The organism is Pseudomonas sp. F220 (assembly GCF_057813935.1).
This window is the reverse complement of sequence record NZ_JBVASJ010000009.1, coordinates 115,138-139,066: the sequence shown is the minus strand read 5'-3', so window position 1 is coordinate 139,066 and position 23,929 is coordinate 115,138. Positions and strand designations below refer to the sequence as shown.

At 58.4% G+C, this 23,929-nt stretch carries 22 protein-coding genes and 1 pseudogene; 9 read left to right on the top strand and 14 right to left on the bottom strand.

Annotation, left to right across the window (positions count from 1 at the left end):
* The 8 genes from ACZYSM_RS11275 to ACZYSM_RS11240 all read right to left on the bottom strand — a co-directional run bounded on the left by ACZYSM_RS11275 (nucleotide 1) and on the right by ACZYSM_RS11240 (nucleotide 11,867).
* Nucleotides 1-2,787, bottom strand: coding sequence for a malto-oligosyltrehalose synthase (locus ACZYSM_RS11275; RefSeq protein ID WP_489071569.1), 2,787 nt, complete (start codon nucleotides 2,785-2,787; stop codon nucleotides 1-3).
* Nucleotides 2,784-4,865 carry a 4-alpha-glucanotransferase gene (gene malQ / locus ACZYSM_RS11270; RefSeq protein WP_489071568.1) on the bottom strand — a complete coding sequence of 694 codons (2,082 nt, stop codon included), beginning with the start codon at nucleotides 4,863-4,865 and terminating at the stop codon, nucleotides 2,784-2,786. Before malQ ends, ACZYSM_RS11275 begins: the two co-directional genes overlap by 4 nt.
* Entirely contained in the window at nucleotides 4,862-6,682 is a 1,821-nt protein-coding gene (gene treZ, locus ACZYSM_RS11265) for a malto-oligosyltrehalose trehalohydrolase (protein ID WP_489071567.1), read from the bottom strand. Before treZ ends, malQ begins: the two co-directional genes overlap by 4 nt.
* Nucleotides 6,683-6,695: 13 nt before the next feature.
* On the bottom strand, nucleotides 6,696-8,264 hold the full coding sequence (glgA, locus tag ACZYSM_RS11260; RefSeq protein ID WP_489071566.1) for a glycogen synthase GlgA: 1,569 nt from the start codon (nucleotides 8,262-8,264) through the stop codon (nucleotides 6,696-6,698).
* 465 nt (nucleotides 8,265-8,729) lie between these two features.
* A complete protein-coding gene (locus ACZYSM_RS11255) occupies nucleotides 8,730-9,752 on the bottom strand; it encodes an alpha/beta fold hydrolase (RefSeq protein WP_489071565.1) in 1,023 nt (340 codons plus the stop codon).
* A gap of 86 nt (nucleotides 9,753-9,838) precedes the next feature.
* Complete coding sequence (locus ACZYSM_RS11250; RefSeq protein ID WP_489071564.1) at nucleotides 9,839-10,273, bottom strand: YqaA family protein; 435 nt, start codon at nucleotides 10,271-10,273, stop codon at nucleotides 9,839-9,841.
* Nucleotides 10,273-10,719, bottom strand: a complete 447-nt coding sequence (locus tag ACZYSM_RS11245) for a DUF411 domain-containing protein (RefSeq protein ID WP_489071563.1) — start codon at nucleotides 10,717-10,719, stop codon at nucleotides 10,273-10,275. Before ACZYSM_RS11245 ends, ACZYSM_RS11250 begins: the two co-directional genes overlap by 1 nt.
* Nucleotides 10,720-10,871: 152 nt before the next feature.
* Entirely contained in the window at nucleotides 10,872-11,867 is a 996-nt protein-coding gene (locus ACZYSM_RS11240; protein WP_489071562.1) for an aldo/keto reductase, read from the bottom strand.
* 122 nt (nucleotides 11,868-11,989) lie between these two features.
* On the opposite strand from ACZYSM_RS11240, the gene ACZYSM_RS11235 reads away from it, so the two are divergent.
* A complete protein-coding gene (locus ACZYSM_RS11235) occupies nucleotides 11,990-12,910 on the top strand; it encodes a LysR family transcriptional regulator (protein WP_489071561.1) in 921 nt (306 codons plus the stop codon).
* 333 nt (nucleotides 12,911-13,243) lie between these two features.
* Nucleotides 13,244-13,432: a hypothetical protein gene (locus ACZYSM_RS11230; protein WP_489071560.1), complete on the top strand. Its 189-nt coding sequence runs from the start codon at nucleotides 13,244-13,246 to the stop codon at nucleotides 13,430-13,432.
* Nucleotides 13,433-13,449: 17 nt separating this feature from the next.
* Here ACZYSM_RS11230 and ACZYSM_RS11225 read toward each other — a convergent pair whose 3' ends face one another.
* The gene (locus ACZYSM_RS11225; protein ID WP_489071559.1) at nucleotides 13,450-13,830 is read right to left on the bottom strand and encodes a fe2+ zn2+ uptake regulation protein; all 381 of its coding nucleotides are present in this window, start codon (nucleotides 13,828-13,830) and stop codon (nucleotides 13,450-13,452) included.
* Between the two features lie 472 nt (nucleotides 13,831-14,302).
* Between ACZYSM_RS11225 and ACZYSM_RS11220 the strand changes: the two genes are divergently transcribed.
* Entirely contained in the window at nucleotides 14,303-15,340 is a 1,038-nt protein-coding gene (locus tag ACZYSM_RS11220; RefSeq protein WP_489071558.1) for an Ldh family oxidoreductase, read from the top strand.
* 219 nt (nucleotides 15,341-15,559) lie between these two features.
* Here ACZYSM_RS11220 and ACZYSM_RS11215 read toward each other — a convergent pair whose 3' ends face one another.
* Entirely contained in the window at nucleotides 15,560-15,877 is a 318-nt protein-coding gene (locus tag ACZYSM_RS11215) for an ElaB/YgaM/YqjD family protein (protein ID WP_489071557.1), read from the bottom strand.
* 165 nt (nucleotides 15,878-16,042) lie between these two features.
* Between ACZYSM_RS11215 and ACZYSM_RS11210 the strand changes: the two genes are divergently transcribed.
* The gene (locus ACZYSM_RS11210; protein ID WP_489071556.1) at nucleotides 16,043-16,294 is read left to right on the top strand and encodes a hypothetical protein; all 252 of its coding nucleotides are present in this window, start codon (nucleotides 16,043-16,045) and stop codon (nucleotides 16,292-16,294) included.
* A gap of 457 nt (nucleotides 16,295-16,751) precedes the next feature.
* Here ACZYSM_RS11210 and ACZYSM_RS11205 read toward each other — a convergent pair whose 3' ends face one another.
* Complete coding sequence (locus tag ACZYSM_RS11205) at nucleotides 16,752-16,982, bottom strand: hypothetical protein (protein WP_489071555.1); 231 nt, start codon at nucleotides 16,980-16,982, stop codon at nucleotides 16,752-16,754.
* Nucleotides 16,983-17,123: 141 nt separating this feature from the next.
* A complete protein-coding gene (locus ACZYSM_RS11200; RefSeq protein WP_489071554.1) occupies nucleotides 17,124-18,050 on the bottom strand; it encodes a universal stress protein in 927 nt (308 codons plus the stop codon).
* Between the two features lie 350 nt (nucleotides 18,051-18,400).
* On the opposite strand from ACZYSM_RS11200, the pseudogene ACZYSM_RS11195 reads away from it, so the two are divergent.
* The 4 genes and pseudogenes from ACZYSM_RS11195 to ACZYSM_RS11180 form a co-directional block, all read left to right on the top strand.
* A pseudogene (locus ACZYSM_RS11195) lies at nucleotides 18,401-18,517 on the top strand (NAD(P)-dependent alcohol dehydrogenase); the annotation flags it as partial.
* Nucleotides 18,518-18,583: 66 nt separating this feature from the next.
* The gene (locus ACZYSM_RS11190) at nucleotides 18,584-18,826 is read left to right on the top strand and encodes a hypothetical protein (RefSeq protein WP_489071553.1); all 243 of its coding nucleotides are present in this window, start codon (nucleotides 18,584-18,586) and stop codon (nucleotides 18,824-18,826) included.
* Between the two features lie 44 nt (nucleotides 18,827-18,870).
* Nucleotides 18,871-20,109: an MgtC/SapB family protein gene (locus ACZYSM_RS11185; protein ID WP_489071552.1), complete on the top strand. Its 1,239-nt coding sequence runs from the start codon at nucleotides 18,871-18,873 to the stop codon at nucleotides 20,107-20,109.
* 140 nt (nucleotides 20,110-20,249) lie between these two features.
* Nucleotides 20,250-21,173 (top strand): universal stress protein, encoded by a 924-nt coding sequence (locus tag ACZYSM_RS11180; RefSeq protein ID WP_489071551.1) that lies wholly within the window; start codon nucleotides 20,250-20,252, stop codon nucleotides 21,171-21,173.
* Nucleotides 21,174-21,226: 53 nt separating this feature from the next.
* Here ACZYSM_RS11180 and ACZYSM_RS11175 read toward each other — a convergent pair whose 3' ends face one another.
* Nucleotides 21,227-21,790, bottom strand: coding sequence for a GNAT family N-acetyltransferase (locus ACZYSM_RS11175; protein ID WP_489071550.1), 564 nt, complete (start codon nucleotides 21,788-21,790; stop codon nucleotides 21,227-21,229).
* Nucleotides 21,791-22,010: 220 nt separating this feature from the next.
* On the opposite strand from ACZYSM_RS11175, the gene ACZYSM_RS11170 reads away from it, so the two are divergent.
* Nucleotides 22,011-22,931, top strand: coding sequence for a universal stress protein (locus tag ACZYSM_RS11170; RefSeq protein WP_489071601.1), 921 nt, complete (start codon nucleotides 22,011-22,013; stop codon nucleotides 22,929-22,931).
* On the opposite strand, the gene ACZYSM_RS11165 is transcribed toward ACZYSM_RS11170, so the two are convergent.
* Nucleotides 22,921-23,904, bottom strand: coding sequence for a zinc-dependent alcohol dehydrogenase family protein (locus ACZYSM_RS11165; protein WP_489071549.1), 984 nt, complete (start codon nucleotides 23,902-23,904; stop codon nucleotides 22,921-22,923). The genes ACZYSM_RS11170 and ACZYSM_RS11165 overlap by 11 nt on opposite strands.
* Nucleotides 23,905-23,929 lie beyond the last annotated feature (25 nt).

The window sequence follows — 23,929 nt, the reverse complement described above, 5'->3', positions numbered from 1 at the left end:
TCAAGTTTGTATAAAAAGATTGACCGGGAAGTCCGCCAACGCGGCGCTGATCATTAACTCATTGTGGTGTGTGACTGCCCACGTTGAAAAAAATCCCTTTAGATTTTTCCCGGAAGCGGCAAACGGCAGTTTTACCCGGGTATCGCCCCATTCCAGAGCGCCCACTAGAGGTTGGGCACCCGCTTTCAGCAGGTTGGCTACAAGCCTGGGAACAATCACCACCGCCCGCTGACCATCGATTTCGCGCAAGAACGCCAGCACGTGTTCGGCCTGTTGACCGAGCACTTCCAGTGCCTGATAGCGGCCCCGGCGAAACAGCTCCGGATGCTCGGAGCGCCGGGCCAGCGCCTGTGCAATCAGTGCTTGTTTGACATGCCCGTCACGCCAGCTCACCAGCAACTGTGAGATGTCGCAAGGCGCCTTCATTGCCTGTTGCCGGGCGTTGAAATCCACGGGCCGTCGGTTATCCGGATCCACCAGGCTGAAGTCCCAGAACTCATTGCCCTGATAAAGATCAGGGACGCCTGGTACCGTGAGCCGCAGCAAGGTTTGAGCCAAACCATTCAAGGCTCCGGCTGGGGCGATCATTTGCGCGGCATTGCCGATGGCCGAGCGCAACTCAAGCCCCTGCGGAGATAACAGCAGGTGTTCGAGGAATTCGTGGGCGGCCTGTTCATAAGCCTCGTTGGGCGCGCTCCAACTGCTCTGGAGTTTGGCTTCGCGCAGGGCTTTTTGCTGCCATTGCCAGAGACGTTGAGCGTAGTCCTGCAAGGCTTGAGAATCGTCAATGCGCAACTCCAGCGGCCAACTGCCAAGCAGGGCTTGATAGAGGATCAGTTCGTCACCCGCTGACGGCGCCTTCGGATCGGTCCGCAGCGGTGCGGCGAGTGTTCGCCAATGCTCGACCTGTTCGGCATACCAGGTGCTGCGCTCGCTGAGTACTGCCAGCCTGGCGCGGGTGTCTTCACCGCGCTTGTGGTCATGGGTCGCCGTCGCCAGCAGGTTGTCCGGGAAGGTCGCCAGGCGCTGGCTGCAAGCTTGGTGAAAGTCGGCGATAGGGGCGCTGAACTGTTCGGTGCTGAAGCCGACGTCATTGCGCGACAGCAGCACGGCCGAGCGATAGAACGCGGTGTCTTCCACCGCCTTGGCCGCCGCCGGAGAGGTCAGCTGTTGAAAGCGCACACAGGCATGCTTGAGGATCTTGCGTTGCCTGCCCATAGGTCGCCTGCGCCATGGCTCGCCGCCCAGCCAGCGCTCAAGGTAGTCGAGCACCGGCCAGTCGGCTTCGCTCAGCGTGCTGCGGGCACCGGTCATGGCTTGCTGAAAAAACACCTGGTCTTGCGCTGGACGGCCACAGGCACCGATGTAGGTGCGGTACACCGTAAAGTGCACGATTAGTTCCTGTAACGCCCGGCGAATCGCACCCAGGGTCAGGTCGCGGCTCATCAGGTCATCGCGGGCAATCTGCAACAACGCTTGGGCAACGCTTTCGAAATCCCCGGCAAGGGAACCGTTGAGAGTTTGCTGACGGGCCAGGAGCACCTCTTGAATGAACCCGGCGGGGCGTTCGCTGTGGGTGCTCCAAAGCTCGGCGAGGGTCTCGGCGCCTTGTGGGTCATGTTGCAACAGCGACAACTGGTCCATGAACTCGTAGCCGGTGCTGCCGTCCACCTGCCAGTCGCGGTGCAGTGTTTCGTTTTGGCCGAGAATTTTCTCGACATAGATCGGGAAATGCCGCAAAGGCGACAAGGCATCGACCCGACGTCGCAGTTTGCGGCAGTAACCTCGTGGGTCGGCAAGCCCGTCGATATGGTCGATACGCAAACCGTCCACCAGACCGTCGCGGATCAGCTGGAAAATTTTTGCGTGGGTGGCTTCGAACACCACCGGCCGTTCAACCCGCAGACCGCCCAACTCATTGATGTCGAAGAAACGCCGCCAATTGATATCGTCGGCCGCGGTGCGCCAACTGGCCAGGCGATAACTTTGCCGCTCCAGCAGGTTGTGCAAGCGGTCGAGGCCTTCAGGTTGGCGGGAGTCGTACAGGCTCAGGGTGTGTTCAATGGCGTGTTGGATGACCGGTTGCCGGGCCAGTTCGACCAGTTCCTGTTGCAGTGGCAATGCCAGGGAAGGGGCGTCAGACAGGTAGTGAAGAGTGGTGAAACGATCAGCCAGAGACTTGAGCCGTTGTGCGTGTTCCGGATCAAGTTGATCGCCGGGTTTGAGCAGCTCACCGTAGTCGGTGGGGCAGATCGGGAAGTGGTGCTCGTAATGCTCGACATAAAAAGCCCCGTGGCCTGGATCAAAACGCAGGGGGATGGTCCCGTCCTGTAACGCCACGCCATAGTCGGTACCGAGAAATGGCAGCAGTAACTGGCCTTCAAGCAAAGGGTCTGGCGAGTGCCACTGGATGTCGAAGAACTCACCATAGGGGCTGAGCCGACCCCACTCCAGCAAATCCAGCCACCAGGGATTGTCGGCGCCACCTACCGCCATATGGTTGGAAACGATATCGAGGATCAGGCCCATGTGCTGTTGGCGCAGGGCGCCGACCAGACGGCGCAGAGCGGCTTCGCCACCCAGTTGGGGATTGACGGTGGTCGGGTCGACCACGTCATAGCCATGCATGGACCCGGCGCGGGCGCGAAGCAGTGGCGAGGCGTAGATATGGCTGATGCCCAGGCTGGCGAAGTACGGCAGCAAAGGCACCGCGTCATCCAGGGTGAAATCCTTATGAAATTGCAGGCGCACGGTCGCCCGAAGCGGGTGAGTGACCGTGTCGTTCATCGGTCACGCTCGAAGGCTTGTTGCCGGGCGCAGGCGAGCATTTCCAGGCGCCGTGCGGCATCCGGGTCATCGAGCAGTGCTTCGCTGTCGCCGGGTAAGCGCCGACGCCAGTTGGGGTGGTTGTCGGTCGTGCCAGGCAGGTTGGCCTGTTCCTCGATACCCAAGGCATCCTCCAGCGGCAGCAATACCAGTGGCGCGCGGGTGTGACCCAGGAAACGCACGCTGGCGTCGAGCACTTGATCGGTCTCGTGGCTCTCTTCGCGAAAATTCTGCGGGTCCTGGCTCAAGACCCGACGCAACCCGTCACGTTCGCGCTGTCGATGTGCTCGCCAATGGGATTGGGTGGTAGTGTCGGCCTGCCCAAGGTGCACGTTCCATTCGATATCGCGGCCGTGCCACCAGCCGTTGAGCGTCGGCAGGTCATGAGTACTGGTGGTGGCCAAGGCGTTATCCGGCCAGTCGAGGATCGGTTTGAAGTGCGCGTTGTGGTCTTGCTCGAAGAGCAGCACGCGCATGCCGAGCATCGAGCGGGCGATCAGTTTTTCCCGCAGTCCGTCCGGCACGGTACCGAGGTCTTCGCCGAGCACGATGGCCTGGTGCCGAAAAGATTCCAGCGCCAGCAGCCGCAGCAGGTCGTCCACCGGGTAATACAAATAGGCACCGTCACTCGGTGATGCGCCGAGAGGGATCACCCACAGGCGCTGCAGGCCCATCACATGGTCGATTCGCAGTCCGCCGGCGTGGGCGAAGTTGGCCCTGAGCATTTCGATGAAAGCCCGAAAACCGTTGCGCACCAGCCCCTCAGGACTAAACGCCGAAATGCCCCAGCCTTGTCCAGCGCGATTGAGGATGTCCGGTGGTGCGCCGACCGTCAGCGCAGCGAGCAACTCATCCTGGCGACTCCAGGCCTGGCTGCCACCGCCGTCAGCACCCACCGCCAGATCGGCGATCAGGCCGATGCCCATGCCGCTGCTGCGTGCCGCCGTTTGCGCACGCTCCAGACACCGGGCGATCAACCATTGGCAGAAAGCGAAGAAGCCGATGTGTTCGGCGTTTTTTTCGGCGAATTCGGCCAGTGCCGCGCTGCGTGGATCGCGCCATTGTTCTGGCCATTCGCGCCAGTCGAGGCTTTCGCCGCGGGCCGCGCGCTCGGTTTGAATAGCCTCGAATCGGCAATGGTTTTCCAGCGCGTCGCCACCGCCATGACGAAAGCTGCTGAAGTCTTCGTGCAGTGGGTGTTCACCGTGACAAAAGCCCTCATACAGCGCCCGCAGCAGGCGCTGTTTGGCGTCTGCTGCAGCGGGCCAGTCGATCAGTGAGTGTTGCTCCAGGTGGTGCAGCTTTTCGGCAAGGCCGGTAGCGTCAATCGCTGTGCGCAGCGCACGCTCACCCAGAATCGCTCCGGGTGAGGCATACAGGCTATTGAGAAACAGGCGACTGGAAGGGGAGTAAGGGCTGTAGCGTTGAGTGTCGCTGCTGAACATTGCGTGCAGCGGGCTGATGGCCAAGGCATCGGCACCGCGCTCGCCGGCTATCCGGGCGAGGTCCTCCAGCGCTTGGGTGTCGCCGAAACCACCATCGCCGCAGCGTCGCAGGGCATACAGCTGCACGCTCAGGCCCCAGGCGCGCGGCGTCGTGCTGTTGACCGCATCGGCCACGCTGTGGCAATGGGCGGGCGCCACAGCGAGGGTGAAGTGTTGCCCGGCGATGCTGATGCTTTGATAGCCGACCGGAATCAGCCCTGGCAGTACAGCGTTGGCGTCCAGTTTCAGGTTAAGGATGGCGCCGTCTTCCAGATGGATCTCACAGGGCGTTTCAGGGGCAAAGTAGTGCGCCAGATCCAGCCCTTTGCCGGCGTCTGCAGTCAACAGCGGTGGCAGTTGTTTGTTCTGTTGGACGTGCTCTAGCTCGAGCAGGCTGGCTTCGATTTCTTGTGTCGTGGAGGCGCGATGACCCAGCCCTGTCAGTACGGCACGCAGCACCGCAGGGGTGACTTTTTGCGGTTGGCCGTTAGCATCGATCCAGTCGACCGCCAGGCCCGCTCGGCTGGCGAGTATTTCCAGTTGCGTATCGCTCATGGGTACTCTCCAGTCAGGGGTGGCAACGATGCCGCTGCCGTCAGGCTGACAAGCGCGCTGTACGGGGCGAGTGTGCCCTGTTGCAGAAGGCTGAATGCCTCCTGCGGGTATTCGAAAAGTGCTTGCGCCTGATCCTGCAATGCCGGGGCCTGTGGTGAGTGGGCCACCGGTTGCGCGCTGAGGTTCAGGTCAATTCGCAGCAGGCTGCCGTCACCCAGTCGCCAGCGGGCGCTGACCGCGCCATCGGCCAGGACATCGGCACCCAGTGCCTGGGTACCGGGCAGTCGGGGAATGATCTCTCGACGGCGGATCTCCAGCAGTTGCCGATACAGTTTCTGCGTCGCGCGCTGCGTATGGTCATTGGTTTCAGTCAGAACCGGTCGTGAGGCGTGAAAGGTTTCTGGTGCATTCGGGTCAGGGATCAGTTCACGTTTGTGCGGATCGGTGAAGGCGCTGAAGGCAGCGAACTCATTGCGCCGCCCCTCGCGAACAGCGTCGGCCAACTCACCGTGGTGACTGGTGAAAAATAGAAAAGGCTCGCTGACAGCGTCTTCATCGCCCATGAACAATAAGGGAATCATCGGCGATAACAGCAACAGCACGGTGGCGGCCTGCAGCGCTTGTGCAGGCGCCAATTGGTTCAGTCGTTCGCCCAAGGCGCGGTTGCCGATCTGGTCGTGGTTCTGCAAGAACAATACGAAAGCGCTGGGCGGCAGATGTCCGCTGGGTTCACCACGGGGTGTGCCGTGGCGGGTGGTATGACCCTGGTAGACAAAGCCCTGACTCAGGCAGCGGGCGAGTTTCTCGGTTGGCTGTTCAGCGAAGTCGGCGTAATAAGCATCGGTTTCGCCCGTCAACAGCACGTGCAACGCGTTATGGCCATCATCGTTCCATTGCGCGTCGAAGCCTTGTTCCAGGAGGCTGGCCTGATTGAACTCGTTTTCTAGGGTGAGCCAGACATGCCGCGAGGGGGGAACTTGTTGCCGCACGCGGTGTGCCAGTTCTTGCAGGAACTCCGGGTCATCAATGGCGTGCACGGCGTCCAGGCGAAGGCCATCGAAGCGATACTCCAGAATCCACATCAACGCATTGTCGATGAAGAAGTCGCGCACTTCGCGGCGACGGAAGTCGATGGCGGCGCCCCAAGGGGTGTGTTTGTCTTCGCGAAAAAAACTTTTGGCGTAGCGATGCAGGTAGTTACCGTCCGGGCCGAAGTGGTTGTAGACCACGTCGAGAATCACCGCCAGACCCAAGCCGTGGGCACAGTCGATCAATTGTTTGAGCTGTTCGGGTGAACCGTAGGAGGCTTGCGGTGCATACGGAAAAACCCCGTCATAACCCCAGTTTCGCTCGCCGGGGAATTGCGCGAGAGGCATTAACTCGATCGCCGTGATGCCCAATGCGGCCAGGCGCGGCAAATGTTTTTCCACTTCGCTATAACCACCCAGCACGCCGACATGCAGTTCATAGATCACTGCTTCATGCCACGGGCGGCCTTGCCATGTGCTGTGCTGCCATTGATAGGCGAGAGGGTCGACCACCACACTGTGAGAGTCCACGTCACCGTCCTGAGCCTTGGCGGCGGGGTCAGGTACATCCAGTTCGCCATCGATGTTGTAGCGATAACGGGTACCGACGGGGCAGCGGGTTTGAATCACGAACCAGCCGTCGGTTTGAGGTAATAGCGGCAGCGACTGGCCGTTTTCCAGCTCCAGGCTCACATAAAACGCATCTGGCGCCCACAAGGCAAAGCGGGTGTGCTCCGCATCCAGCATGATTGCGCCGTGGGGCCAGGTTTCCAGAGTCCGTAAAGGCATCTATGAAGACCTCTTACTGTTTGCCCGATTTACCCAGCGCTTTAGCCACTAGTTGCTCGTAAAGTTCGGCGTAGGGTTCGACCGCCTTGCACCAGTTGAAGGGCGCCGCCATGGCCCGGCAGCGCATGGCATTGAGCAGCGCGGGGTAGGCAAATACTTTGAATGCCCGGTGCAGTGCTTCTTCGAAGCTCGGCACCGTGGATTCGTCGAACAGAAAACCGGTGACACCGTTTTCGATGGTATCGGCCAGCCCACCGGTATTGCGTGCCACCGGCAACGAGCCGAAGCGCTGGGCATACATCTGGCTCAAGCCACAGGGCTCATAACGCGACGGCATCAGCAGGAAATCGCTGCCGGCGAACATGCGTCGGGCATCGGTTTCATTGAAGCCGATACGCACACTGATCTGACCGGGGAAACGCAGGGCCAGCGCACGCATGGCTTGTTCTTCTTCCGGCTCGCCGCGCCCGATGATCGCGATCTGACCACCCGAAGCGACGATGAAATCGGCCACGCCTTCAGTCAGGTCCAGACCCTTTTGATAAACCAGCCGCGAGACGACGGCGAACAATGGCCCCTTGGAATCTTTCAGGCCAAACAGCTTGCGCACATGGGCGGCGTTGACCGCTTTGCCTTGCCAGTCACCGATGCTGAACGGGCAGACCAGATGCGGATCGGTGGACGCTTCCCAGCTTTCATCGATGCCATTGGGGATGCCGCTGAGCAGACCTTGCTGGGTCTTGCTGGCCAAAAAGCCATGGAGACCGCAGCCGAAAGCCGGCGTGGTGATTTCCTGAGCGTAGGTCGCGCTGACGGTGGTGATATGGCTTGAGTACGCCATACCGGCCTTGAGAAAAGACATCTTTCCGTAGAACTCCATGCCGTCCTGTTGCAGGGCGTGCGTCGGAATGCCCAGCTCCGGGCAGGAGGCCAGGCTGACCACGCCCTGATAGGCGAGGTTATGGATGGTGAAGAGGGTTGGTGTGCGCTGACCGCGCCAATGCATGTAGGCCGGTGCCAGGCCGGCAGGCCAGTCGTGGGCGTGCACCAGGTCAGGGCACCAATGAATCTGCGCCAGATTGGCGGCGATATCGGCAGCGGCCAGGCCGAGGCGGGCGAAGCGGATATGGTTGTCCGGCCAGTCGCGACCGTTGTTGGCGCCGTAAGGCGTGCCCTCGCGTTCGTACAACTCAGGGCAGATCAACACATAAATGACCAGGCCGTCGGGCATGTCCATGCGGCCGATCTTGCAGGGCGGCAGCGCAGCATGACCGCCCAGCTCGCCAATAATATGGATCGGGTTTTCGCTGTTGAGTACTTGGGGATAGCCGGGGATCAGTACCCGTACATCATGCAGTTGCGCCATGGCCCTGGGCAGCGCCGCGGAGACGTCACCCAAACCACCGGTTTTCACCAGATCGGAAATTTCCGAGGTCACGAACAAGACTTTTTTTCTATTGGGATTCTGCCTGGGAGCCGGCAGCACTGTCTTGCCACCCGATGCGAAAACCGGTAACGGCACTGGATCGCTGGTCTGCTGCTGAGGATGCTCACCCAGGTTTTCTACTGCAGCACTGATCATGTGTTTCTCCCATTTTATTGATCTGTTCTTGGTATCCACCAGCGGTGTTGGTGGCCAACTCCTGTGGCCGGGCGCAAAAGCGCTACGCAAAGAAGAGCAAACGCTGCCCAATGCGGTGAAGCAGAAGGAGTGGAGTGACCGTTGCAAGGATTGCACCAGACGCTGCGACCCCTACCTTTAACCTGACCTCCCCCTTGAGCAGAAAGTTTCGACTTTTTTTCAGGCAGGTTGCCGACCGGATTTCATCCGCGAAACTGAGTCTAGGCCAGAAGTTAGAGCGGGGGAGGCAACTTGGCAAAATTGTCCGACAAAATGCTTAATGAGGCGATTACCTACCATGCGAGTGTTACAGGCGCACTGACGAAGGGCAGATAAATTGAGCCCTAGGCGCGAAAATGGTGAGGAAATTGCCAGACGGAGGTGCGCGAAAAAAATGCATGCGCACCATGATGGTGCGCATGCTTGTTAACGAGTGAGCGGGGTGTTGAGCCAGCCGATCAGTGCCTGGTGGAATTGCGCCGGTTCTTCCATCTGCGGTGCATGGCCCAGGCCAGGAAATTCCACCAGCGTCGATTGAGGGATGAGTTTGGCCGCTTGCTTGCCAAGCACGTGATAGTTGCCGATCTTCGCCTTGACCGCTGGCGGGGCAATGTCCTTGCTGATGGCGGTCGTGTCGTCAGTGCCGATCAACAGCAGTGTCGGCATCTTCAGATTCTTGAGCTCGTAGAACACCGGCTGGGTGAAAATCATGTCGTAAATCAGCGCCGAGTTCCAGGCTACCTGAGTATGCCCCGGGCCGTTGTTCAGGCCAGCGAGCATATCCACCCAGCGGTCGAACTCCGGTTTCCAGCGCCCAGCGTAATAAGTGCTGCGTTCGTAGTTGTGGATGTCCTCGGCGGTCACTTTCAACTCCCGCGCATACCACTGATCGACGCTGCGATGGGGAACACCCAAGGCCTTCCAGTCTTCCAGACCGATCGGATTGACCAGTGCCAGTTGTTCGACCTGTTCGGGATAGAGCAGCGCGTAACGAGTGGCGAGCATGCCGCCAGTGGAGTGGCCCAGCAGGCTGACCCGCTGGATCCCGAGTGTGTTCAACAGGTCGTGAGTGTTGATTGCCAATTGCTGGAAGCTGTACTGATAGCTGTCCGGTTTGCTTGAGGTGCAGAAACCGATCTGATCCGGGGCGATGACCCGATAGCCGGCGTCGCTCAAGGCTTTGATCGAGCTGTCCCAAGTGGCACCGCAGAAATTCTTGCCGTGCATCAGCACCACGCTGCGACCGTTGGCCTTGCCGCTGGCCGGCACGTCCATGTAACCCATTTGCAGGGACTTGCCCTGAGATTCGAAGGCAAAGTGCTGGACGGGATAGGGGTATTCGAAACCCTGAAGTTCCGGCCCATAGGTGGGACCTTTGGTTGCAGCGAAGGTGGGGAGTGACGCCGTCAGCAACAGACTGCAAAGCCACAAGGAACGTGAGGGGGGCATGGGCGAACTCCGTTGGGAAACCGTCGAGGCTGCTAAGGCGCGATTAAGCCGGGATTAATCAGTGACAGTCCTTTGGATCAAAATGTTCATTGCATCCAGCCCAGGGTCGCCCAGGCCAATACCAGGTAGCGTGCGCACTTGGCGAGGATCACGATCAGCAGAAAGCGCCAGAACGGCTCTCCCATCACCCCGGCGACCAATGTCAGTGGATCACCAATGATCGGCACCCAACTCAGCAGTAATGACCAATGACCATAACGCTGATAATGCTTTTGGGCCTTTTCCAATGATTGAGGGCTGACTGGAAACCAGCGTTTATCCCGGAAACGTTCAACGCCGCGCCCCAGCCACCAGTTCACCAGCGAACCCAGTACATTCCCGGCGGTGGCGATGCTCAACAGCAACCAGACCATGTACGTGTCGCTGAGCAACAGGCCGACCAGCACCGCCTCGGACTGCAACGGCAGCAAAGTGGCGGCGCCGAACGCCGCGAGGAACAGCCCGAGGTAGCCTGCGAGCATTAATGCGCCGGGTAGTCGGCGACCACTTCATCCGTTCCGTTTTTGCTCAAGCCGATGACCTGATAAGCATCGGCCATACCATCCATTTCCATTCCCGGCGAACCCATGGGCATGCCTGGAGCGGCCACACCGAGCAAATCCGAACGTTTAGCCAATGCCAGTACTTGTTCAGCAGGGACATGGCCTTCGACGAATTTGCCGTTGATCACGCCGGTGTGGCACGAAGCCAATCGCGGTGGGACACCGAGGCGCTGTTTGACATCGCTCATATTGGCTTCGACGTGGTCGTTGACCTTGAAGCCGTTCGCTTGCAGGTGAGCGATCCACTTTTTGCAGCAACCGCAATTGGCATCACGGTGTACATCGATCGGGATCAGTTCAGCAGCTTGGGCGAGTGATGTGATGAACAGGGCAGAAAGGGCTGCCAGACGCAGTGTGGTTTTCATCGGTAATCTCTTGTCGATCATTTCACGTAGCGCATTTTGAACATTTTCTCCGATGAAAAAGGTCACTTATGTTTCAAAGTTATACAAAGGCGGGATGCAAGGGGAAAGTTGCCCGCTCGAGGGTTCCGAACGGGCGAATGAACAAACGTCTGCTATCTGTCGAGCATTTGCATCACCGCCTCGGGATAGCGCAGCCCCGCGGTAGCGTTGGCCGGGAAGATGGCTTCCAGAGCCTGTAACTCTCCAGCGCTCAACTTGACGTCCAATGCCGCGACGTTCTCTTCCAGATATTTGCGCTGCTTGGTCCCCGGAATCGGGATCAGGTAGTCGCCTTGCGCGAGCACCCAGGCCAGCGCCAGTTGGCCGGCAGTCACGCCTTTATCGGCGGCCAATGCCTGCACTTTCTCGACCAGTAGCAGGTTCTTCGCAAAATTTTCCCCTTGAAAGCGCGGGCTGAAGCGGCGGTAGTCATCGGCGGCAAAGTCGTCCGGGCTTTTCAGGGTGCCGGTCAGAAAGCCTCGACCGAGCGGGCTGTAAGGCACAAAAGCGATTCCCAGGCGCTGGCAGGTCGCCAGGCAATCGTTGTGTTCCTGATCGCGACTCCACAATGAATATTCACTTTGCAGCGCGCTGATCGGATGAACCTTGTGCGCACGCTCAAGGGTATTGGCCGATGCTTCGCTCAAGCCGAGATAGCGCACCTTGCCGGCTTTGACTAGCTCCGCCATGGCCCCCACGGTTTCCTCGATCGCGACGTCGGGGTCGATACGGTGCTGGTAATACAGGTCCAGAGTTTCCACACCCAGGCGTTTCAAGGTGCCGTCAATCGAGGTGCGAATGTAATCCGGTCGACCATTGACCGCGCGGGTAGTCGGGTTCAGCGGATCGCGGACGATGCCGAATTTGCTGGCCAGGAATACTTGATCTCGTTTACCCCGAATCGCCTTGCCGATCAGTTCTTCATTGGTGTGAGGGCCGTACATGTCGGCGGTATCCAGCAGGTTGACGCCCAACTCCAAGGCCCGATGCAAGGTGGCGATCGCCTCTTGGGTGTCTGTGCCGGTGGTGTAGAAGTCGGTCATGCCCATGCAGCCAAGACCGATGGCGGAAACCTGTGGGCCATTTTTACCGAGTTGACGAGTGTGCATAGGTTTTGAGCTCTTGATGATGAGGAAGGGCTCCATTGTTCCCCTCGACAAAACCAAGATAAACCGGCTAAAACCGCTATCACTATTTGTAATTGCTAAATAATGACGAGCAGGGCAAAGCAATGGATCGTTTTAACGCCATGCGTGTATTCACGCGGATTGTCGAGTTGGGCGGCTTTGCCAGGGCCGCTGACAGCCTGCAACTGCCTCGTGCCTCGGTGACTATTCTGATCAAGCAACTGGAGGCGCACTTGGGTGTGCAACTGTTGCAACGCACAACGCGGCAAGTCAGCACTACCCTCGACGGAGCGGCCTATTATCAGCGCTGCATTCGCCTGCTGGCGGATCTGGAGGAGACCGAGGCGGTATTTTCTGCCGCTCGCCACAATCCGCGCGGTACGTTGCGGGTCGACATGCCCGCCGCTATCGGTCGTTTGATCGTGATTCCGGCACTCCCCGAGTTCACCTCTCTTTATCCATTGATCGAGCTGGAAATTGGCTTGAATGATCGGCCTGTGGACCTGATACGCGAAGGGGTTGATTGCGTGGTGCGTGGCGGGTTGTCTCTGGATGATTCGCTGGTGGCCCGTCCATTGGCCCTGATGGATCAGGTGACCTGTGCCAGTCTGGATTACTTGCAGCGCAAAGGTACGCCGCTGTGCCTGGAAGACCTTGTCGGGCATCAGGTAGTTGAGTATTTCTCCAGCACCTCGGGCAAGCGCTATGGCCTGGAGTTTCAGATAGGTGATGAGGTGCAATTGATCGACTTGCCCAAGCAGGTCTCGGTCAACAGTGCCGATGGTTATCTGGCGGCCTGTGAAGCGGGATATGGTCTGGTGCAGACGCCTTATTACCACATCGCCCGGCAGCTACGAGAAGGCAGCTTGTGCGAGGTCCTCAGGGAAGTACTGCCGCCAAGGTTGCCACTGACGGCGCTTTATCCCCCGCACCGCCAATTGTCTGCGCGGGTGCGGGTATTCGTGGATTGGCTGGTTGATCTGTGCTCCCGGACGCAAAGTGGCTTTCAGCGCCCGGGAGGATGATTGTGGCTATGGACAGTGTGAGCTACAGGTTCACTGAAGACGCTTAGCGATGTTGATAATAACCAGGGCCACCATAGTAATGACGGTGCCCGCCGCCTTCGCGAGGGAAGAACAGGCAGCCGCTCAGGGTCAAGATAATCAGCAAGGGAATCAGCATTGTGATTCGACGGAGCATTTCAAAATCCTCATGGTTAAAGCCGCAATGAAGCCAAAACTCTTCATCGGCTGTAACATGAGACCCCGTTTGTAGCCGCCCATCCCCGCTTAAAGGTAGGGTCTTGGCATGCGTGCGGATACAAACTGGATACATATTTTCAGGTTCAGGAACCCGTAATGACTCAGTCGCAACGTTTGAAATATTCGATTCTGATCTCCCTGGTTGTACTGGGGATCATGTTTGGCCTGTCCTACATGCAAAACGCCGGGATGATCACCGAAAAAATGTTCCAGTACATCGCCATTGGGGTGGCGGTGGTCGTGGTGGTGGTCAATGGCGTAATGCGCCGCAAGGTCAAGCCCTGAGCCAAGGCTCCAGGGTTTCAGTCCTTGCTGTGAAGTAGCGCGACGGCCTGTTGATTCAGGCTGTAGCTCTTGTCCGGATTCAGCGTGATCACGCCTTCGCTGCACAGGCGCTTGAGCACCTCGCGCACGCTGAGAAAGGACAAGGGAATGCCTAGATCCAACAAATGGCTGTGTACACCGCGTACGCCAAGCGAGCGGTCGCTCTCGGCCGCCGTCAACAAGGCGTCGATCACCTTCAGGCGAATCAGGCTGGTGCGCAGGCCGAAGCTTTTGAGCAACAACCTGATCCGGTCATTGCTATGACGCTCGGCGCTTTTGCCGAATACACCGGCGTCACCACCGAGTGTTGGGCTGTGCAAGGTTTGTTTACCGTCCATTGGCAATTGCTGGTTGTACATGCAAAAACTCCTTTTCAGAGCCTGATCAGGAAAATGATGGGCGCTCTTAGTTACTAAGACGAACGAGTACGCCAAATCATGAAGAGTTGGATGTCGAAAAATTGTCGGTATCAAGTCACAGGCATGTCAGATACCTACTATAGACAGCTCAACACCCGTTAAATTGTCTACGCTTGCTTCGTCTTGTATGGCGAGAGGGACGATCGGACAGGGAAGGTGGCCGCGCAGTCAGTTTCAGCCGGGCCCAGGCAAAAGGCCGCGATCCCTCAGGATGGCGGCCTTTTCAGCTTTTAGGCGCTTGCCGCGCAATCGAATTGAGCACCGGGCAGACGACGAGAACAGCCGTGATTGCCCGTGCATGCGCAAGGCTCAAGTAACAAAAGTTGACAGGGCGCTCGCTAAGCGTTGTTTAATCGAGGTGCCGGATCTTCATACGCTGTTGCCCCCTCCAATAATTAAACTGGAGCTTCAGATGTCTGCATCACCTTTGGTTGACGAGTCTTCGTCAGAACACCTCACCTATGCCCAGCTGGTGGCGTTGTTAGAGCAAATTTTTCTGCGTCACGGTACTTCACTCGAAGTGGCTCGCGTCTTGTCCGAGAACTGCGCGGGCGCTGAGCGTGATGGTGCCCTCAGTCACGGTGTGTTCCGTATCCCCGGTTATGTATCGACGCTGGCGAGCGGCTGGGTCGATGGCAAGGCGGTGCCGATCGTTGAAGACGTGGCATCAGGTTTTGTCAGGGTCGACGCGGCCAACGGGTTTGCTCAGCCAGCCCTGGCGGCGGCTCGGGCGCTTCTTGTCGAGAAAGCCCAAAGCGCCGGGATCGCGGTGTTGGCGATACGCAATTCCCATCACTTCGCGGCACTCTGGCCGGATGTTGAACCCTTCGCTTATGAAGGGCTGGTGGCGTTAAGCGTGGTCAACAGCATGACCTGCGTCGTGCCCCATGGCGCCGATCGCCCGCTGTTTGGTACAAACCCGATTGCCTTTGCCGCGCCGCGGGCCGGTGGCGATCCGATTGTTTTCGATCTGGCCACCAGCGCCATCGCCCATGGTGATGTACAGATCGCCGCGCGCAAGGGCGAGCGTCTACCCGCCGGCATGGGCGTGGACAGCCTGGGCCAACCGACTCAAGACCCGAAAGCTATTCTGGAAGGCGGTGCGCTGTTGCCGTTTGGCGGGCATAAGGGCTCGGCGTTATCGATGATGGTCGAATTGCTGGCCGCCGCCTTGACCGGTGGCAACTTCTCGTTCGAGTTCGATTGGTCTAATCACCCCGGGGCGAAGACTCCCTGGACCGGTCAGTTGATCATCGTGATCGACCCCGGCAAAGCGGCCGGGCAGAGTTTTGCCGAGCGCAGTCAGGAATTGGTGCGGCAGATGCACGGGGTAGGGCTCAAGCGTTTGCCGGGCGACCGCCGTCATCGTGAGCGGGCGAAGGCCGGTGACGAAGGGATTCAGATTGCCGCTGCAGAGTTGGCGCAGCTGCGCGAGTTGGCAGGACTTTGACGTGAACAAGGCGAGCCGGTAGCTTAATGCCTGTCAGTTAAGGAAATGAGGTCTCTATTGTAGGAGCGAGCTTGCTCGCGATGGACTCAAGAGCGCCGCGTTTAGCCAGTAAACACGCGTTATCGTTAACGACCATCGCGAGCAAGCTCGCTCCTACAGTGGACCACATTCGCTTAACTGACAGGCATTAGCCGGTAGCTCGCCTTTTGAACTGGCGTATTAACGACGTCCCAGTAACAAACCGACTACCAGACCAAAACCGGCGGAAATCGCTACCGTCTGCCAAGGATGCCCACCGATATAGATTTCGGTGGCATCGACCACCGGCTTACTGCGCTCGCGTACGTTGGATACGGCGTCCAGTGCCTGCTTGAGTTTCAGTGCGACTTGTTCACGCAGGCCTTCACCTTCCTCACCCACCAGCGAGGCACTGCTTTTGAGTAACTTTTCCGACTCTTCGATCAGCGCCTGCAGTTCGCTGAAAACTTGATCCTTGATTTGTTCTTCGGCCATTTGCACGGTGTTTTTCCGGGCCATTGAGATACTCCTTTCAGGTGAACGGGCAGTGAACAATGGAGTCAGCTGCACGTGAAAAAGTTGCAGCTATTTTGAGCCTGAGCCGACAGTCGACGAGAAATCCAGGCTAAGACATTTCTTCCTACAGTGTAAGATGTCGCCTACTTTACGCAGCAGGTAACCCCCATGAGCTTCAATCTGGCTAACCAGCCCCTTGCCGAGCGCGCTGCGCTTGAAGATGAAAAGTCCCGTCTGTTCGACCTTTGGCAAAGCAACCTGGGCAAGGCCAAAGGCGAGGGCGCACGTTTGTTCAGTGAGCGCGCCAAGCGCAAGGGCAAATGGGCGGAGTGGGTGCGTTCGGAGCTGGATCTCATGTCCCCGCCGGAATTCGCGAACATGGTGCGCAGTGAAGTCAATCGGTTGATGGCGGCGAAGTAGCCAGACCTTCCTTGTATGGCATGGGCAGGCTCTCCTGTGTTGCAGACAGCCATGAAATTGGTCGATGAAAAGCCCGTTGCGACTTGCTGATTCCATACCGCCCTGTCACGGCCGAGAATGTTGCGCAGTTTCAACAGCTCATCAACCACTAAAAGAGGATTGTCGCGTGCCAGCTACCTTTCTCAGGGCGCTTTGGCCAGATGTTGAACCTGTCCAATTGAGCTGGCGTCCAGATCAGCTCCGGCCAGTGACCTTGGCTGTGAGTGGGGTGGTGTATTCGTGGGAAGACATACGGCGCTTCGACTCTTTCTTTGAGTGTGGCCGCATAATCCCTAGCCCCCCGTTCATTGCGAAACTGAACGCTCCGGCTATCGAAGCAAACAGACTAAAGCTCTTCGCGTTGGCTAGACAGATGCTCGACCTTTACTGACATGATCAAACTCCAAGACAGGAACAATCAGAAGTGAACTTCGGCGGACTTGATGCCAATGTACCGAAGCTCATGGATCAGGTCTTCCAGGCGCCCAAATGACTCGATTTCTTCGTTGTCATTGACCAGAAAGTAACTTCTTCCCGCCTCTTTTTTGAAAAGGATGATCCACTCGTTCGTGTTGGCCGGATTGGCTATCACATGCGTGTCGAAGTGCATGCCTTCACCGTGTTTGGTTTTGACGTCCTCGCGTTTCATTCGGTTCTCCGAACGTGGACTCATTCTGCCCACGAACATCATTTGGACCTTTCAGCGCTGTATTTTCAGCGCACGTGGGCGCTTTGCCCGGGGGAGTTCGATTGCCTTACTATTATCACTTCATGTGAATATCCGTCCTTATCATTCATTAAGTTCTTCGGGGGAAACCACCCAGACACTGCATGGCATTTTGTACAAAAGGTTTTCCGCCGTGCTACCGACCAATCGACCCATCCTCCGATGGCTGACCCGGCCCATGACAATCACATCGACGTCATAGGCATCGGCATAGCTGGCCAGGACCTTGGCTGGGTTGCCCATGATCATGTGACGCTGCTGCGGTGCAATACCGTTGCGCTCGGCCAGTGCATTGAAGGCTTCCTCCTGAGCATCGAACAGGGTCTTGGCTTTGCCTGAAGAGAAGAAGGTCGAAACGTTGTTGAAGTCGAATTCGTCCGCACTGATGGATGAAAGGTCATAGGCGTAGACGACGTCGATCTCGGCGTTGCAGACGCTCGCCAGTTTTACTGCTTCGTAGAGTATCCGGTCGTTGAGACCCAGGTACTGATCATTGCGATGGAAAGGGTCGACTGCTGCGATCACCTTGCGAGGCAAGGCATGCGCGGTATTACTGACGAAATGCAGCGGCACCGGACACTCGCGCAGCAAGTGCACATCGAGAGGCGTGAACATCAGGCGCGAGAGCAGCGATTCATGCTCCAGCGCTTTAATCACCAACTCTATGGGTTGTTCTTTGAGGTGGATGAGGATTTCCTGGAGTGGGCGTTCAACCCACGTCACCTCGGTGGTGACCTCCAGGCCAATCTTGCGCAAGGGTCTGGCCTGTTCCTCAAGCCACTGGCGGTGGCGTTCGATGTAGCCAAGACGCATATCTTCACGAGCCTGGTCGTTGATCAGGCCGGCAGTCGCCAGGCCTTCCAGGTAGTCGAAGGCCACGATGTGCAGCGCCGCACCTTCGGCCTTGGCCAGTGCCGCGGCCCTGTCGAAGGCCGGACTGTGCTGCATCAGCGGCGAGACGATCAGCATGAAACGTGATTGACCAGACATGACAAACCTCTCATGGGTAAACGCAACGTCGTCGGTTCCTGAGTCGTGATCTGATCGTGACGTTAACCAGGCTCCTGAGCTTGATCTGTATCAAACGGCCTGGAGACTGACTTTGTCGCCCGACATACGGTCGTTGGATACGTCTCCAATCCCGTAATTATTGACCATGATCAACCTCTCGTCCGCAACCCCGGCACAGACTGAACTTTGTGCTCAACTCAAGCCGGTATACAGGGGCAGGAGAGATCATCAGGCAACCATGAAAGTGGCGATCTTCGTCGAGAAAAACCGGATCGTCCTCGATGACAAACCGATCCCTGAAGTCGGCCCATTGGATGCGCTGGGGACCCAGGGTACGTTCGAATCCGCTCGTGACCCACCGTTTCAAACTGGACGATATCGAAGCAGCTCATGAGCTGTTTGCCCACCAACCTGACGGCGTGATGAAGGTTGCCATTACGCCGTAATGGAGTTTTTGGAGGCTGGGATGCGCTTCCCGCTGACCCTGTTCCGGGGTTGAACCGAGGCTGACTATGATCATTGAAATAACAGAACAACCGGCAAAACACCGTTGGGCCGTACACATGGATGGGTGGGAGGCGAGTTTCGACCATCTGGATCAAGCAGAGGCGTTCGTCAGGCAACTCAAGGCGCGCATCGATGCGCCTCATGCCTGGCCGATAACCGCCGCCACGGTGCCGTTGACCGGGCAGGCGCCCGGCAACCAATCTGGCCCCGCTGTTGTGCAAATGGCGCTGGCTGACCTCGCGAGATAAGTGCCAAGGTCAGGGAGGGCATCACTCACCCAGGTGCGTACCCAATGAATGAAACCATCGGCATGGCCAATGCAGCCGCTGCGCTAGGGATCGGCATGCTGATCGGTCTTGAGCGCGAGCGCCGCAAGGGACGGGGCGACAGCCGTGCCTGTGCCGGGTTACGGACGTTCGCAATCACCGCGCTGCTGGGCTATGTCGCCATGCTGGTCGGCGGTGGTCTGTTGCTGGGGATCGTTGCGATCTGTCTGGGGCTGCTCGTCACCGCCGCTTACTTGAAAAACCTCGGCAACGATCCTGGTATTACCAGTGAAGTGGCCTTGCTCACGGTGTTGGTACTGGGGGCGTTGTGTGGCACTGCGCCCGAGCTGGCCATTGCCATTGGTGTGGTGATGGCGGGACTGCTGACCTATCGGCAGAGGTTGCATCACTTTGCACGCAGCCAGTTGACCGAAGCGGAAATACGCGATGGGCTGGTGTTGCTGATCACCGCGTTGGTGGTGCTGCCCCTGGCGCCCGATCGCTTCATCGGGCCGTATGCCGCTATCAATTTACGTACCATTTGCACCTTGACCGTGCTGTTGATGGCGGTCGGCGCGGTGGGGCATATCGCGGTTCGCACCGTGGGCACCCGCTACGGCTATCCGATCAGTGCAATCGCTTCAGGGTTTGCATCCAGTACCGTGACCATTGCGGCCATGGGGCATATCGTTGCCAAGGAACCGGCGAACATCAAAGTCCTGAGCGCCGCTGCGGTGCTGTCCAATCTGGCGACCGTGACTCAGGTGGGCCTGATCCTGGGGGCGGTTGATCCTGGCCTGTTGCGGACCATGTGGGGGCCGTTGCTATTCGGAGTCGTCGCCACGGCGTTGTATGGCGTTTGCTTGATGTTTCCCAAACCGACAGGGGGCGCCAACGAGCGGGTCAAGGTCGGCGGCGCGTTCAATCTCAAACTCGCCTTGATCGTGACGCTGGCCATGACCGTTATTACCTTCCTGTCTTCGGTGATGCTCAGTTACTTTGGCCAGGTGGGCGTAATGCTGACAGCGGCCTTTAGTGGTTTTGCCGATGCTCATTCCTCGACGGCGTCCATTGCCTCCCTGGCCAAGGCCGGCCAGATACCCTTCGATGCCATTGCCGGCCCTGCGCTGATCGCTGTCAGTAGCAATTCGCTGAGCAAATGCGTGGTGGCCTGGGTCAGCGGCGGTCGACAGTTCGCCGCCTATGTCATCCCTGGACAGGTATTGCTGACGCTGGCGATGTGGGCAGGCATCTTGTTGCACTGAAGCGCTTGATGCCTTGCCGTATCAATCAAGACAAGGCGAAGCGTGCATCAGAGCTGATAAAGATCAAGTCGCCTACGCCTGGAACGCTCAACCTTGAGTCTTACTCTCCGTATTGAGATGGCCGCGTGCCGAGGTGCCTTATGTCGCAGATTCAGCGTTTACTGTTAATCGCCCCCTCAGCCATGACCCATACACCGGCGTTCGGTCGTGCCGCCGCGTTGGCTCAGGCAATGCAATTGCCCTTGCATATCGTGGCGTTCGATTACCTCGAAGCCTTGGCGGTGGCCGGCCTGTTCGCCCCCGAGCAAGTAAGCCGGGCTCGGGAGGGCTATCTTCAAACCCATTGGCAATGGCTCGAGCAGCAAGCTGAATTGATGAGCAAACACGGCGTTGAGGTCACGAGTGAGGTGGTTTGGATACAAGATCCTTACCAAGAGATCCTTCACTTCATCAACGAGATGCCTTTGGCGTTGATCATCAAGGATGCTCAGGAAGAATCTGCATTGAAACGAGTCTTCTTCACTCCGCTGGACTGGCAGTTGCTGCGTGATTGTCCGGTGCCGGTGCATCTGGTCACTAACGCTCGCAATCCACGGCCACGTAATGTTGTGGCGATCGTCGATGTGTTGCGCAGTGAAGACCAAGACCTGGTGTTCAACGATCAGATCATCAAGGCGGCAGTGAAACTGGCCGAACAGTGCGGCGCCCGGCTTGAGTTGGTGCATGTGTATGACTGGGCAGCGGTGTACGCCACGGATATGGGCTTTGGCGTATTGCCCCTTGCCACCGGTATCTATGAGGCATTAGGAGAGGCTCAACATGAGGCATTTGCAGCCTTGGCCGAACGTCATGGCGTTCCACCTGATCGTCGCCACTTCATTGAGGGAGCGCCACTGCAGAGTATCTGCGAGTTTGCGACCGATCATCTGGCGGACGTCATCGTCATGGGAACGGTGCAACATAGAGGGTTGAACAAACGCTTGGGCAGTACCGCGGAACATCTCTTGCACCGGGCGCCTTGCAGCGTGTTGGCGATCAAACCGGGCGAGCTGTTGCAGTCATAGGTGTTGAATCGCCCCTCGGAGAGCCAGTACCTGGTGCTCCAAGGGGCGTTTTTTTACAGCATGAGGCGGTGAATGACCTGGCGGGCATCGTCAGGATCGTTATGAACTTCAAATCCCAGGGCTTTTGCCAAGTCACGCATGGGGGCATTGCTTGAGGCATCAATGGAATACATCTGATGAAAACCGTTCTTGCGTGCGGTCTTGATCAAATGCTCCATCAACAGCGTACCCAGCCCCAGGTGCTGCCATTCATCGGCGACCGTGATCGCGCATTCGCATTCATGTTCGGCAGTGGCGGCATAGCGGCTGATACCGATTTCGATCAATTTACCGTTTTCGTGGATCAGGGCTATGTAGGCCATACGCTGCTTGCAGTCGATGTCCATCAGTTGGTCGAGCATGGCTGTACCTGGCTCGTTGATTTGCGCTAGAAAACGCATATGCCGGGATTCGGGGGACAAGCGCTTGATGAAGGCGCACTCGCGCTCGCGGTCCTTTTCCGTCAATGGCCGGATCAGTACATGTCGGCCATCCCTGAGCGCTTCAATCCAGTATTGTCCAGAGACCGCAGCATAGGCGGCAGCGGCTCGCTCGTTGTGGTCTTTGACCGTGAGCATGGTGCGATCCTCCATCTGACATAAAGGGGGTGTGCGGTAAAAGGCCACGCGGTTCATCCCTTTTTACGCCACTGACGGCGCTCGAATCTGATCTGGATCAGATACTCGGTGCGGGTGTCATCAATCGCCAGGATTTGATGTAAATCAACCGCCGTGGGGGGCAATGAGCGCAGTCTTGGAACATGCCGGTGGATCGACCGGTGCCGCGCCGAGGTGTGTGATGGGTCAATACCAACGTTTACTGCTGATCGCCGACCGAACCCTGCATCAGTCTCCAGCCTTGCTGCGCGCCGTCGCCCTGGCCAAGGCGTGTGAGGCGGTACTGCATGTATGTGCCTTTGTCGAACCGGTGCCGATCATCCATTTGTGGGAGGAAAAAGTCGACGAAGCGGCTTTTCAGAGCTATCTGCGACGCTATCGCCGCTGGATGTCGGAGGAAATCCAGCGGCTGAGCGGGGATGGGCTAAAGGTCTCGGTCGAAGTGGTCTTCACCACCCATCCGCTGCTGGATATCTTGAAGCATGTCGAGGAGTTCAAGCCTGACCTGCTGATCAAGGACGCCACGTTGGAACCGGTGCTCAAACGGGTGTTCATCACGCCATTCGATTGCCACCTGCTGCGTGAGAGTCCGGTGCCTGTGCACTTGGTCAACCAGGCCCGTTACGGTTTGCCTCATCGGATTGTGGCGGCGGTGGACCCCTTCGACCCGCAGACTCAGATCAGTGGCCTCAACGACACCATCATCCAGACCGCGAACGCCCTTGCCTTGCAGTGCGACGCACCGCTGCATTTGCTGTACGCCTATGACCTGTCGCCCGCGTTCAATGGCGATGTAGCGATGGTCAGCGACGGATGGGGGGTGGATTACATGGAGGAGCTGCGGGAATCCCTGCACCTGGCATTTGTGACCCTGGCCGATCGCTACGGTGTACCGCCCGAACGTCGGCACTTTGTCATGGGTCAGCCGGTTCGGGCATTGAGTGAATTTGTCGAGGAGTACCTGGCCGATGTGGTGGTGATGGGCACCGTGCACCGGGTCGGGTTGGATCGCTTGATCGGCAGCACCACTGAACGGGCTCTTTATTCGGTGCCTGGAAGCATTCTGGCGGTCAGGTCACCCGGTTTGGCGGTCAGGGAGTGAGCACGATTGCGCCTTTGACCTGACCTGTCCTCAGGTGCGCCAGCGCTTGATTGGCATCGTCCAGTGCAAAACAGGTGACATCGCTGTGCACGGGCGTGCGCTGGATTTCTTGAAAAAACGCTATGCCGTCTTCGCGCGTCAGGTTGGCCACCGAGCGCACGCTGCGCTCACCCCAGAGCAGTCGATAGGGAAAAGCAGGGATGTCGCTCATGTGGATGCCAGCGCAAATCACGCAGCCACCCTTGACGGTCGCCTCCAGCGCCAACGGCACCAGTGCACCGACGGGAGCGAATATCAAACTGGCGTCGAGCGGGTGTGGTGGTTTCTGGTCCGAAGGGCCTGCCCAGTGTGCACCCAGTGTTCGGGCATAGGCCTGGCTCTCGCTGTCGCCGGGTCGGGCGAAGGCATATACCTGCTGCCCTCGGCCCAGCGCCACCTGGATCGCCAGATGCGCCGCGGCGCCGAACCCGTAGAGGCCCAAATGGCGTGCAGTTTTTGCCATTTGCAGCGCGCGAAAACCGATCAGCCCGGCGCACAGCAACGGCGCTGCTTCAGTGGCCGAGAGCGTATCCGGAATGGGAAAGCAGAAGCGCACGTCGGCAACGGTGTAGTCGGCGTAACCGCCGTCCAGATGACAACCGGTGAATTGCGCCTGATCACAGAGGTTCTCCCGGCCGGAGCGGCAAAACTCACACTGCCCGCAGGTCCACCCGAGCCAGGGAACGCCGACCCGCCGGCCGATCCAGTCGGCCGCAACGTCAGCCCCCACGGCCGTCACTTCCCCGACGATTTCATGCCCCGGTACTCGCGGCAGTACCGCTTGTGGCAGTTCACCGTCCACCAAATGCAGGTCGGTGCGGCACACGCCACAGGCCAGGACTTTTATTAACAGTTGTTGTACGCCAGGTGTCGGGATCGCGCGTTCTTCCCGTTGCAATGGCTGGCCAGGGGTATGCAGCACCATGGCACGCATGACGATTCTCCATAAGCAAAGGCAC